Here is a 12,260-nt window from a genome sequence, read left to right as displayed (position 1 = left end):
AAAGATGAGCGACGATTACAAGAAACCTGCGTTTAAAAAATTATTAGATCGATTACAAGAAGAGAGCTGGCAATTAGAATTACTGATTTCTGGTTTTGCTATTTTTGGATTATTCTCAGCCTATCCAGCTTTAGAAATGAAAATGGCCTATCACCAGTCTCAAAACGATAATAATCTGTTTTTTACGTTGATTTTAATTCTTGCACTTTCTGCGTGTTCCATATTAATTTTTAACTTACTACTACATGTGCTTTTACGAGGCTTATGGATTGGTGCGTTAGGATTACGGTATGTTTCTGGAGACATTGAATACGACACCTTAAATTACACCAGACGATTTAGCAACTATCTAAAAATAAAAGTAGGTTCTTTTGATAGGTATATTGCAAGATTAGAAGACTATTGTAGCATCATTTTCGCAATCACGTTTTTACTCATCTTTTATTTACTCGCTCTTGTTCTAATCATTGGGTCAATTGCTACAATAGTTTCGGTATTTTTAAATGGTCATACCTTTCGTGATTTTTCTACTTACGTTGGCATTATCCTTTTAGCATTTTTAGTTATTGGTATGCTACTAACTTTTATCGACTTTATTACTCTCGGTTATTTAAAAAAGAAAAAATGGCTTAGTAAAGTATATTTTCCTTTCTACTGGGTTTTTAGCATTATCACACTTTCCTTCTTGTACCGACCATTAATTTATAATTTTTTAGACAATAAATTTGGAAAACGCCTGAGCCTCTTTTTAGTTCCTATTTATATTTTATTGATATGGATGACTTCCTTATATTACAATCAATCTAACTATTTTAATTTTATTGAGGACTCGAGCAATAACATTTCTAATTCTTTAAATTACGAAGATATGTTAGTTGAGGAATCTGATTTTATTAAAAATATTGCTATTAATAGTAAAGTTATAAGCGATCCGTACGTTAAAGTATTTATAGCTTTTGATAAATCAATAGAAGATGAAATTTACCGATTTAATCCGAGTTTAAAACCAGAGGAAGACACCAGAGGAATTACTTCAGAAATAGGCTCCATGAATTCTGGATCCAATGATAGCTCATTAAAAAGTGACTATTTAACCACATTTAATACGCTCTATTCTGTTGAAATTGATTCTACTCTGTATAAAACCGATTTTGTACTTGGTAAAACCATAAAAAAGCAAAATGGGTTTGAAACCTATATTGGTATAAAAAACATAGATGACGGTAAACATATGTTACATGTAAAACGCAAGGAACTAAAAGCTTCAGCTACTATATCAAAAACTGAAGTTTCTATACCATTTTGGTATTATCCTGATTAAAAACCATCATTCGTTTATTAAAATACTGCTTTAATAAGGGTATTTGAATACTTAACATTACAGTAAACAATACAACTGTATAAATTAATATTTTAGAAGCGCCAAATGTTAAAGTTGCCAAAGGATCTATTACTTTTTTTATGGAGGTAAAACGTTCTAGCCATGAAACACTAGTAACAGATTCGTTTAAGTAAATACAACCTACTAGCCATAAAAAACTTCCTATAATTACGATCCAAATATAAGTTGGGATTAATGGCTTATAAACTATTGTCTTTGAATTAGAAATAGCTTTAACCTTAGACATTATGTTATCTGTAAATTCTACTGAAGGTTGCTCTAAACTTTCAGTAGACATAATTTTTTCTATAAATGCTTCTAATTCTTTATTTCCCTTTTCCATAATTCAAATTATTTTCAGGATGTAAATACTGTTCTAAAATAACTGCTAACTTCTTGCGTGCTCTAAAGAGTTTCACTTTAACCGTATTTGTTTCAATATTTACAATCATAGCTATTTCATCTAAAGACAAGTCTTCAAAATAAAACAACATTAATAATGTACTAGTCTCTTCTGGTAATTTATCTATGCATTTCTTTATTAAAACACTTTTTTCTTCCTTAATCATAAGATCTAAGGCGTTATCAATTGTACTTATTTTATTAAATGTAAACGTATCTATTTCGACATCATTATAATGCTTTTTGTTCTTTTTTATACGGTCTAAACAGGTATTATAAGTCACTCTATATATCCAAGTAGAGAATTTAGAATCTCCTTTAAACCTATTTAAAGACCTAAATACTTTAATAAAAGTATCTTGTGCAACCTCCTCAGCTTCTTCTCTATGTTTAAGCATACTCAAAGCCAAAGAAAAGACCATATCTTTATAGTGATCAACTAATTGGGCATAGGCCTTAGTATCTCCTTGGCTAATAGCCTCAATTAATTGCTGGTCGTCGTTAGTGGTCATTCATCTTTAAGACGACAGAATATAGTATAAGGTTACACTAATTTATAAAAAATATTTTTTCATTAAAAGTTGTAACCTTTTCTTAAAACTTGTCGTCATAAGCTAAAACATTTAAAATTAATCAATTAAAAATCAAACATTATGAATGAAGGAATCTTAGTACCAATTAGCATGTTTCTAGTCATTTTTGGAATAATCTATTTATACCTTTCTACGAGGAACAAAGAACGCTTAGCACTTATTGAGAAAGGTGCAGATGCCTCAATATTTCTGAGAGGACACTCAAAATCTCCAATTTGGAAAGTTATCTTATTAAATCTTGCCTTATTATTAATGGGAATTGGTCTTGGTATGCTTATCGCTTCAATATTAGAGAAGAGTTTAGCTGTAGTTCCTGACGCCATTTATCCTGGAGTCACGTTTACAACGGCTGGCATAAGCTTATTTATAGGGTATATAATGACTAAGAACTTAGATAAAGAGTAATCAACTTAATCAACCAAACAGTGTATAATGCCTCTTCCAAAGTTCGATTGAGGCATTTTTTTATGCCTATAAATAATGTATCTTTAAAATCTATAAGCTTAACCATGCAGAAATTTTTATTTATTCTAGTATTTATTGGGCAAATCTCGTTTGCTCAAATAACAATTAAAGACAGTATAACCTCTTACCCTGTCAGTTACGCAACCATTTCTTTTGGTAATGGTAACGGTGTTTTTGCTGATGATGAAGGTCAATTTATCTTTACAAAAAAATTATATCCGGATATTGATTCGTTATTTATTTCGGCTTTAGGTTTTAAGGACCTCAATGTTGCAACAAATAATTTACCACAATATTTATTAATGCAACCCGAAGCTCATCAACTAGATGCGGTTATGATTGCGAATAAAATAGATCGAAAATTTAAAGAAGAAAAACTGAAACCCTCTTTAGATGACGATTATTATAATTGCTGGCTACCCACCATAGAATCTGAAATTGCTGTTTATTTCCCTAAAACCACTTCTAAAGATCAAAAACTGACGCATGTATTATTTCCGATTGCGTTAGAATCTAAAGATTGGGAAAAACGTAACCGTTCTAATAGCGAAAAGAAGAAGTTCTCTACTTTATTTAAAGTGAAATTTTACGATAACAATAATGGTGTTCCTGGTAATGTGCTTACTAACGAAACCATTGTTTTTAGAGCCACAGAAAAAGATGGGGACGCTTATGACTTAAATGTTGATGATTATAGCATCTACATTCCTGAAAATGGTTTTTTTGTATCATTACAAGTTTTAGGCTATACTAATAAAGACGGAAAACTACTTCCTAACAAAAAGTACAAAGAGATTGTTTCTAAAACTGGAGGTGTTGTTAAAATCCCGACCAACTTTAGACCATTATTACCATTCACAGATGAAGTTGAAGCGAAAAACACTTATATCAAACGCGTATTTATCAATGGAAATAATTGGGTTAAGTTTGAAAAAGGCAATCAGTTTAAATCGAGCTTATTAGACAAGAATCTTTTTAATTACGGTATCGGTCTCACCTACAAAACCTATAAAGATGAATGAGTCTATTGGATTATACATCATGGCGGCTATCTATATTTTTGGAGGGCTAATGCACTTTTTAAGGCCAAAAATGTATATGCGGATTATGCCTAGATATTTACCAAACCATAAGGCCTTAGTGTACTTGAGTGGAGTTGCCGAAATAGTCTTAGGCATAGGTTTGTGTATTCCCGCAGTAAAAGCATTTTCTATTTATGGTATTATGGCAATGCTCGCCGTATTTCTTCTAGTTCATGTGTACATGCTATCTAGTGAAAAAGCAGCTGCCGGAATTCCGAAATGGATTTTAATATTACGTTTACCACTTCAGTTTGGGTTGATGTATTGGGCTTATACGTATTTAAATTAAAGGTATTTTGAAAACCAAATTCAGCACCCACAAATGGGTTTTACCCATAATTATCTTTTCTCAGTTTTGTTGTACGTCTTTATGGTTTGCAGGAAACGCTATTACAGATGATTTAATTGCGTTCTTTAATCTTAATTCAGAATCCTTAGGCTACATCAGTTCTTCTGTACAATTCGGATTCATTATCGGCACTTTTATCTTTGCTGTTTTTACATTAAGCGACCGATTTTCACCATCTCGTGTGTTTTTTATCTGTGCTCTTTTAGGAGCCGCATTTAATCTTGGCATCCTTTATTCTAATAATACGATTTTCACATTATTGATTTTTAGGTTTCTCACTGGATTTTGCTTGGCAGGTATATATCCTGTAGGAATGAAAATTGCAGCAGATCATTTTGAGAAAGGCTTAGGAAAATCACTCAGTTTTTTAATTGCAGCATTAGTTTTAGGTACTGCATTCCCTTATCTCATTCAGTCTTTTGAATTTAATCTTAAATGGGAAACCGTAATATGGACAACCTCTACATTAGCTTTAATTGGAGGCTTTCTCATTGTTATATTAGTTCCTAACGGTCCTTACCAAAAGCTTGCTGATACATTTGATATGTCTAAGATTATAAACGTTTTTAAAAAACCGAGCTTTCGCTCTGCAGCATTCGGGTATTTTGGACACATGTGGGAGCTTTATGCCTTTTGGACATTTGTACCGATACTACTAATAATGCATTCAGAACTTCATAATGCATCACTGAATGTACCTTTATATTCTTTTATTGTAATTGCCTCAGGAACGGTGTCTTGTATTTTAGGTGGTTTTATTTCTCATAAACTAGGCATTAAAAAAACGGCTATTTTAGCACTAACAATATCAGGTCTTTGCTGTTTGCTTTCACCAGTATTCTTTATGGTAAGCTCTACACCTTTGTTTATTACCTTTTTGATAATTTGGGGAATGGCAGTTATTGCAGATTCACCTTTGTTTTCTACATTGGTCGCTCAAAATTGCGAAGTACAATCTATTGGTACTGCATTAACGATAGTTAATTGTATCGGTTTTTCAATAACCATTGTGAGTATTCAATTATTAAACTTTTTAATCACAACGAATCACCTATCGCAGTATGCGTTTATGACTCTAGCTTTAGGTCCTATTATCGGGTTGATCTACTTAAAGAAAACCTAGGTTACTCTACTTCAAAATCAAAATAGGTTTTAGGAAAAGGCTCCCAACGAAGTGTAAAATGCCACCACTCTTTTGAGTAGTTTCTAAAATTATGTTTCAGCATTACAGTTTGTAATAACTGTCTGTTTTTCTTTTGCTCGTCGGTTAAGGCATCATGAGCAACCCAAGAAGCTTCACCAAAAAAATCATACGGACTGCCCATATCTAAAGGCTCCCCTGTTTCTCCATCAGTAATCGTTAAATCAACTGTACTACCTCTACTATGACCAGACCGAGATGCAATATAACCTGATTTAAATAGGTTTTTCTTTTGAACTTCAGGATAAAAAATGGCTTTGTTAACGGTATCATTCAGCTTGCGAGCCCAAGTTATAAAATGATTCACTGCACGTTGCGGACGGTAACCATCATAAACCTTGAGACAAAGATTTTGTTCTTGTAATTCGTCTTGGACCAATTTTAATTTTTCAGCAGTCCCTTTAGTTACGATTAAGCGATTTGCATTATAACCATCTATGGTGTCACCAACAAAATTGTTTTGCGAGAAATATCTTAATTCCACATCTAAATCTGGAATCACAGATTTGGCATACACAAAGCCATCTGGTAACGTTTGCTTTTGTTGAAACCCGAAAGTCAATAGGATTAAACTTCCTAAATATAGTAGTGTTTTGTAATTCATATCAAAATACTAAATTAATAAAAAATACAGTAGGAACTTATTTTAGTGAAGCAACATTATAAGCGTTGGAATTAAAAACTAAATAATGACAATTAAAAATTGTCATAGAAGTATTTTTCTGAACTTAAAATTATCTAAAATTGAAGTTGGACACTGACGAACTTGAAGTTATAAAAAACAAAAAACCGAGATCCCTCAATCTCGGTTTTCGTTTATTTGCTTTTTTTTATGCTAGTAGATTTAGGGTCTCTAAGTCAACAAAACACAAGGCAAATATTAATTAATTAATCCATTGAACTAAAAACTAAATTTTAGTACGAGTCAAATATATAATTCATTTTCAATTACAACGCTTAAAAACACATTTAATCGCTGAAATACATATAATTTTAACATTTCAAGACGAAATGATGCATTTCAACGATGAAATACGTTTCAAAATTCATCCGACTAGAATAAATTGACACTATAAAATTTGAAACAAATGTAGAATTCAATTCAATATGAATTAACTTTATACCTCTTAAAAAACTTAAAAATGAAACACTATTTAATTCTCTTTCTATGTTCAATTAGCATTATTGGGTTTAGTCAAGACAAAACGTATAATGAAGAAGAAGTATCAATCTCAAAATGGATAGATGGCACATTACTTATTCCTAAAACCATAGACAAGCCAAATTTGGCAATTATCATAGCCGGTTCTGGTCCTACTAATAGAAATGGTAACCAAAACTTCCTTCAAAATAACTCCTTAAAAAAATTAGCAGAAGGCCTTACAGAAAATGGTATTGCAACATTTAGATATGATAAGCGCATCGTTAAACAAATTCTTCAAAACAAAGTCGCTAAGGACATTATGTTCGATGATTTTGTGAATGATGCTTCAGATGTATTAAATTATTTTAAAGAAAAAGGCACTTATAATAAAATCTATATTGTTGGACATAGCCAAGGTAGTTTGGTTGGCATGTTGTCTGCCAAAGAAAAAGCTGATGGTTTTATCTCATTGGCAGGTGCTGGTAATAATATAGGAGATGTACTCATAGAACAAGTGACTAAAATGGCTCCAAAATTGGGCGAAGAAACACAACGCGTTGTCGCTTTATTAAAAACAGGAAAAACGACAACGGACTATCCTGATGCATTAGGATCTCTATTTGGTCCGGACATACAAGAGTTTATGATGAATTGGATGGCTTACAATCCTACTGACATTATTAAGGAGTTAAAAATGCCCATCCTTATTGTTAATGGCACAAAAGACCTTCAAGTTTCTGTTAGTGAAGCCGAAGTCTTAAAAGAAGCGAATAGTGAAGCCGAACTATTAATAATAGAAAACATGAACCATGTACTGTTTGAAATCGCAGGTGATGATTTAGAAAATTCAAAGTCGTACAACGAATCTTTTAGAGCTATCTCTCCGCAACTTTTAAATCGTATTACTGCATTTATGAAGTCTTAGCAGCTTTCACATATCCTAAATTACAAAAAGCATCTCTACTGATAAATATCAGAAATGAGATGCTTTTTTAACTTAACTAACCTAATAAAATGAAAAGCATCCCAACCACGAGATGCTTTTTCTAACTAACCAACCAATGTAATGTTACAACTTTGTAGTTCTGTTATCAATTGATAACAGCTGTAATAATCATTACAATTAATAGTAAGCAAACCTTGTGCCAAACTTTATTTTCTATTTCTTTTTTTAAAACTGTAACAAAATAAAATATTTGCATACTTATAAATTATAGTATATCTTTATGATATCATTTTAATATCACTTTAACTTATCAAAATGATTAACCAACTAAATTCTAAACTTATGAAAGAAGAAAAAATCATCGTCCCAGCCAATGGCTACCTAATGCTATTTTTATTTATACTACTCTTTTTTGGAAGCATAGCATTAATACCAATTACAGAAACAGGCTGGTCTGTATTTGGTATCGTATTCGCATTAGTATTAGCCTTCGGGTTTTTAATGGTACAACCCAACGGTTCTAGAGTTTTACTTTTATTTGGAAAATACGTTGGTACCGTAAAAAAGAATGGTTTCTATTGGGTAAATCCTTTTTATACAAAAAAGAAAATTTCACTTAGGGCAAGCAATTTTGATAGCGAACGTTTAAAAGTGAATGATAAATTAGGTAACCCTATTATGATTAGCACCATCTTAGTGTGGCGCGTTCACAACACGTATAAAGCCGCTTTTGATGTTGATAATTATGAAAATTTTGTTCGTGTACAAACCGACGCCGCCGTTCGTAAACTAGCAAGTATGTATCCTTATGATAATTTTGCAGATGAAGGTGTAGACGAAGATATTACCTTACGCTCTAGTGTTAATGAAGTGAGCAACGCCTTAGAAAAAGAAATAGACGAGCGCTTATCCATTGCAGGCATCGAAGTTTTAGAAGCACGAATTGGTTACTTGGCCTACGCACAAGAAATTGCCAATGCCATGCTTAAGCGTCAACAAGCCACAGCGATTGTCGCAGCAAGACATAAAATTGTTGAAGGTGCGGTTAGTATGGTAGAAATGGCCATAGAGCAACTTAGCAAAAAAAATGTTGTGGATTTAGATGAAGAACGAAAAGCAGCTATGGTGAGTAATCTTATGGTGGTGCTTTGTGGAGATAAAGATGCATCACCAGTATTAAATACAGGAACTTTAAATCATTAAAATGAATCAAAAACAGATTTCTAGTATTGGCATAGGGTCAGCTATAGGAAGTAGCATAGGCACCACAATTGGTGCCATAACTGACAATATCGCAACGTGTTTAATATTTGGTTCAATTATCGGAACACTAATAGGTATTATATTTGCCTTCGCGATTTTTAAGACAGACGGTAAAAATGATACATTATGAAAGAATATAAAGTAGTAACTCCTAAATTAGGCTTTAGAAATCGTATTCAAAATTTTGAAGATCTTCTTAATCAACATGCTCGTGAAGGTTGGGTCGTTAAGGATATTGGTGTGAATTGGTCTTCAGTAGTTTTTGAACGAGATAAAAATAGATAATGAAAATCTTTAAAGAAGAACAACGTTTTAATCAACCATGGTTAATTATACTGATACTAATGAGTTTATTAGTTCCTATTGGCATTATTATAAAAACATACATAGAAGATCCTAACAGCTTTTCTACTTCAGAATTATTATCTATCATTGGAGCCGTTATTTTAGCTTCTTCAATACTATTTTTGTTTAAGCTAAGTACAAGAATAGATGAAGAAGGCATTCATTATCAATTCTTTCCGTTCCATTGGAGTTATAAAACCATTAAGTGGAATGCTATAGATAACGCTTATGTAAGAACCTACAGTCCTTTAAGTGAATATGGTGGTTGGGGCATAAGAGGTACAGCCATTTGGAATACATCATCTAAAGGAAAAGCCTTAAATGTTTCTGGCGACGTCGGAATTCAAATCACACTAAAAACCGGTAAAAACCTGTTAATTGGTACACAACACGAAGAAAATGCTAAAAACACTATTGCGACCTATAAATTAAAATTTAAACAGTAACATTACTATGTCTAAGAAGAAAGCCTTTGCACTACGAATGAATGAAGATATGCTGAAAGCCATTGAAAAATGGGCTTCAGACGAATTTCGGAGTACTAATGGCCAGATAGAATGGATGCTAATGCAGTATCTAAAAGAACATAACCGGCAACCCAAGCCAAAAGATAATTCAACAGAAAAAAAGTGATCGAAAACGGTCACTTTTTTCGTTTTAAATTTTTGTATTTTGCAAGTTCTAAATAAACTAAACCATGGATAATACTCCGATTTTTACTGATGATACTATTGTATTTGGGCTCTTAATGTTAGCCTTAGGATTTGTGTTTATAACCGAGTCCATAAAAACAGGTTTTTGGGCTAAGTTTTACAAAATAGTACCTGGGTTATTTATGGCTTACATGGTTCCTGCTGTTTTAACAACTACAGGTTTAATTTCTCCAGAATGGACAACGGTATCAGAAACAGGTGTTATTACCGAGCATAGTTCTAGTCTATATTACGTAGCTAGCCGCTACTTACTGCCTGCAGCCTTAGTATTAATGACTTTGAGTATTGATTTAAAAGCCGTTTTTAATTTAGGTTGGAAAGCTTTAGTTATGTTTTTCACCGGAACAATAGGTATTGTAATTGGTGGACCTATCGCCATTATATTAATTGCAAGTGTATCACCAGAAACTGTTGGTGGTGTTGGACCAGATGCTGTTTGGAGAGGCCTTTCTACTTTAGCAGGAAGCTGGATTGGTGGTGGAGCCAACCAAACGGCGATGTTAGAAATTTATGGCTACAACCAAGCGAAATACGGAGGAATGGTATTTGTAGATATTGTTGTCGCTAATATTTGGATGGCTATTATATTAATTGGTATCGGGAAAAGAAATCGTATTAATAAATGGCTAAAAGCAGACACGTCTTCAATTGAGGAATTAAAAGAAAAAATGTCAACATTTTCTGAAAAAGTAAAACGAAATCCATCCCTTACGGATATAATGGTTATCTGTGCTATTGCATTTGGTACTGTAAGTATTGCGCACTTAAGTGCCAATTTTCTCGCTCCTCTTTTTGAGGGTATTGTTGCTGACATAGAATCTCCAACTACGCGTAATATATTTACCTTTTTAGGTTCAAAATTCTTTTGGATGATTAGTGTAGCTACTATAATCGCCATCGTATTATCTAACACAAAAGCTAAAAACTATGAAGGTGCTGGTGCCAGTAAATTTGGTAGTGTTTTTATTTACATTCTTGTAGCTAGTATCGGGATGAAAATGGATCTAACAATGATTTTTGATAACGTTGGACTAATTGCAATTGGTGTTGTTTGGATGACCATTCACGCTATACTTTTAGTTGTTGTTGCTAAACTTATCAAAGCACCCTATTTCTTTCTAGCCGTTGGAAGTCAGGCTAACGTTGGTGGTGCAGCCTCTGCTCCTATTGTCGCTTCTGCTTTTCACCCTTCTTTAGCTACTGTTGGAGTTTTACTTGCCGTATTTGGTTATGCCGTTGGAACTATTGCAGCCATTGGCTGTACAATTTTAATGGAATTAGCAGCTGTTAGTTAGCAATATTAAAACTATTATAAGATATTTGCGCACCTAATTATTTAGCAAACGATGACAAAATTAAACAAAGTACTAAGTCTACTAATTTTAGTGGCATTAGCCGTTTCTTGTGGCAAAAGCAGCAACGACAACTTCACTTTAAAAGGCAGTGTTAAAGGCTTAAAAAAAGGAGTTGTTTATCTTCAAAAAGATGGTGATTCTAGCATTGTAGATTTAGATTCTATGGTCATTTCTGGTCAGTCCGAATTTACGTTACACACGCATATTGACGAGCCTATTCTACTCTATTTAAAACTGTTTAAAAATGATGGAGCAGAACATTATATTCCGTTTTTTGCAGATAAAGGTGTTACTGAAATTACAACGTCATTAAAGGGTTTTAATTATGATTCTGAAATCAAAGGTTCTAAACAGCAAGAACTTTTAAAAGAATACCTCAGCGTTTTATCGCGTTACAATGACAAAAATCTTGATATTATTGAAGAAAGTTTTAAGGCTAGAGAAAAAAACGACAGTATTGCCGTTGATTCATTGAATAGATTAGCAGATCATCTAATAAAGCGTAAGTATGCATACACTATTCAATTCGCCATGAATAATAAAGATAGTGAAATAGCACCGTATTTGGCCTTATACGAGACTCGAAATGCAAATCCGGTGTACATAGATTCAATTTATAATAGTCTTAATCCTGAAATTAAAAATTCGCTATACGGTAAAAAGTTAAGTGAAGTTATAGCGAATAGAAATTCTAATAATTAGTACGCAATAAAAAACTTCGTTGTAGTATTTATACTGTATTTAAAAAATCCAATCATATCAATGATTGGATTTTTTATTTTATAAAACTTATATAAAGACAGAAGCACCTATATCTCGTTCTGCCTAGTCTTCTCTTATGCGATGCATCATTAAACAAAAAAAACTCCAACTACTTTACAGTAATTGAAGTTTTAATGAAGAGCCGATGGAGGGACTCGAACCCACGACCTGCTGATTACAAATCAGCTGCTCTAGCCAGCTGAGCTACATCGGCAAAAATTGCTTACCTTATTTCGGTAAGCGAGCGCAAATTTAAAAT

At 32.7% G+C, this 12,260-nt stretch carries 16 protein-coding genes and 1 tRNA gene; 13 read left to right on the top strand and 4 right to left on the bottom strand.

The features are described 5' to 3' along the window. Positions 1 to 4 precede the first annotated feature (4 nt). Positions 5 to 1,321, top strand: a complete 1,317-nt coding sequence (locus tag DFQ09_RS10070) for a hypothetical protein (RefSeq protein WP_115809935.1) — start codon at positions 5 to 7, stop codon at positions 1,319 to 1,321. Here the strand turns inward: DFQ09_RS10070 and DFQ09_RS10065 are convergent. Both DFQ09_RS10065 and DFQ09_RS10060 read right to left on the bottom strand, forming a co-directional pair. Continuing rightward, positions 1,293 to 1,724 (bottom strand): hypothetical protein, encoded by a 432-nt coding sequence (locus tag DFQ09_RS10065; protein ID WP_115809933.1) that lies wholly within the window; start codon positions 1,722 to 1,724, stop codon positions 1,293 to 1,295. The two genes, DFQ09_RS10070 and DFQ09_RS10065, sit on opposite strands and share 29 nt — an antisense overlap. Beyond that, positions 1,708 to 2,295, bottom strand: coding sequence for an RNA polymerase sigma factor (locus tag DFQ09_RS10060; RefSeq protein ID WP_115809931.1), 588 nt, complete (start codon positions 2,293 to 2,295; stop codon positions 1,708 to 1,710). The genes DFQ09_RS10065 and DFQ09_RS10060 overlap by 17 nt, the downstream gene beginning before the upstream one ends. A 141-nt stretch (positions 2,296 to 2,436) precedes the next feature. Here DFQ09_RS10060 and DFQ09_RS10055 point away from each other — a divergent pair, with 141 nt between their 5' ends. The 4 genes from DFQ09_RS10055 to DFQ09_RS10040 all read left to right on the top strand — a co-directional run bounded on the left by DFQ09_RS10055 (position 2,437) and on the right by DFQ09_RS10040 (position 5,395). Next, on the top strand, positions 2,437 to 2,781 hold the full coding sequence (locus DFQ09_RS10055; RefSeq protein ID WP_115809929.1) for a DUF6249 domain-containing protein: 345 nt from the start codon (positions 2,437 to 2,439) through the stop codon (positions 2,779 to 2,781). A gap of 104 nt (positions 2,782 to 2,885) precedes the next feature. Then, on the top strand, positions 2,886 to 3,863 hold the full coding sequence (locus tag DFQ09_RS10050) for a hypothetical protein (RefSeq protein WP_115810355.1): 978 nt from the start codon (positions 2,886 to 2,888) through the stop codon (positions 3,861 to 3,863). Next, positions 3,856 to 4,212, top strand: a complete 357-nt coding sequence (locus tag DFQ09_RS10045; RefSeq protein ID WP_115809927.1) for a DoxX family protein — start codon at positions 3,856 to 3,858, stop codon at positions 4,210 to 4,212. Before DFQ09_RS10050 ends, DFQ09_RS10045 begins: the two co-directional genes overlap by 8 nt. A 7-nt stretch (positions 4,213 to 4,219) precedes the next feature. Beyond that, entirely contained in the window at positions 4,220 to 5,395 is a 1,176-nt protein-coding gene (locus DFQ09_RS10040) for an MFS transporter (RefSeq protein ID WP_115809925.1), read from the top strand. Between the two features lies 1 nt (position 5,396). Here DFQ09_RS10040 and DFQ09_RS10035 read toward each other — a convergent pair whose 3' ends face one another. After that, the gene (locus tag DFQ09_RS10035; protein WP_115809923.1) at positions 5,397 to 6,077 is read right to left on the bottom strand and encodes a M15 family metallopeptidase; all 681 of its coding nucleotides are present in this window, start codon (positions 6,075 to 6,077) and stop codon (positions 5,397 to 5,399) included. Positions 6,078 to 6,615: 538 nt separating this feature from the next. Between DFQ09_RS10035 and DFQ09_RS10030 the strand changes: the two genes are divergently transcribed. The 8 genes from DFQ09_RS10030 (at position 6,616) to DFQ09_RS09995 (ending at position 11,941) form a co-directional block, all read left to right on the top strand. Further along, positions 6,616 to 7,542: an alpha/beta hydrolase family protein gene (locus DFQ09_RS10030; protein WP_115809921.1), complete on the top strand. Its 927-nt coding sequence runs from the start codon at positions 6,616 to 6,618 to the stop codon at positions 7,540 to 7,542. 363 nt (positions 7,543 to 7,905) lie between these two features. Further along, positions 7,906 to 8,766 (top strand): SPFH domain-containing protein, encoded by an 861-nt coding sequence (locus tag DFQ09_RS10025; protein ID WP_115810353.1) that lies wholly within the window; start codon positions 7,906 to 7,908, stop codon positions 8,764 to 8,766. Between the two features lies 1 nt (position 8,767). After that, positions 8,768 to 8,956: a hypothetical protein gene (locus DFQ09_RS10020; RefSeq protein WP_115809919.1), complete on the top strand. Its 189-nt coding sequence runs from the start codon at positions 8,768 to 8,770 to the stop codon at positions 8,954 to 8,956. Next, positions 8,953 to 9,111, top strand: coding sequence for a DUF4177 domain-containing protein (locus DFQ09_RS10015; RefSeq protein WP_115809917.1), 159 nt, complete (start codon positions 8,953 to 8,955; stop codon positions 9,109 to 9,111). The genes DFQ09_RS10020 and DFQ09_RS10015 overlap by 4 nt, the downstream gene beginning before the upstream one ends. Then, positions 9,111 to 9,617: a hypothetical protein gene (locus DFQ09_RS10010; RefSeq protein WP_115809915.1), complete on the top strand. Its 507-nt coding sequence runs from the start codon at positions 9,111 to 9,113 to the stop codon at positions 9,615 to 9,617. Before DFQ09_RS10015 ends, DFQ09_RS10010 begins: the two co-directional genes overlap by 1 nt. A gap of 7 nt (positions 9,618 to 9,624) precedes the next feature. After that, on the top strand, positions 9,625 to 9,804 hold the full coding sequence (locus DFQ09_RS10005) for an Arc family DNA-binding protein (RefSeq protein ID WP_092469092.1): 180 nt from the start codon (positions 9,625 to 9,627) through the stop codon (positions 9,802 to 9,804). A 64-nt stretch (positions 9,805 to 9,868) separates the two neighbouring features. Next, entirely contained in the window at positions 9,869 to 11,179 is a 1,311-nt protein-coding gene (locus tag DFQ09_RS10000; protein ID WP_115809913.1) for a DUF819 family protein, read from the top strand. A gap of 51 nt (positions 11,180 to 11,230) precedes the next feature. Continuing rightward, positions 11,231 to 11,941, top strand: a complete 711-nt coding sequence (locus tag DFQ09_RS09995; protein WP_115809911.1) for a DUF4369 domain-containing protein — start codon at positions 11,231 to 11,233, stop codon at positions 11,939 to 11,941. A 200-nt stretch (positions 11,942 to 12,141) separates the two neighbouring features. Here the strand turns inward: DFQ09_RS09995 and DFQ09_RS09990 are convergent. Beyond that, a tRNA-Thr gene (locus tag DFQ09_RS09990) sits at positions 12,142 to 12,215 on the bottom strand. Positions 12,216 to 12,260: the final 45 nt, after the last annotated feature.

Source organism: Winogradskyella pacifica (genome assembly GCF_003386275.1).
GTDB classification, from domain to species: domain Bacteria; phylum Bacteroidota; class Bacteroidia; order Flavobacteriales; family Flavobacteriaceae; genus Winogradskyella; species Winogradskyella pacifica.
Note: the sequence above shows the minus strand (reverse complement) of the source record. Positions and strands in the feature narration are given on the sequence as shown.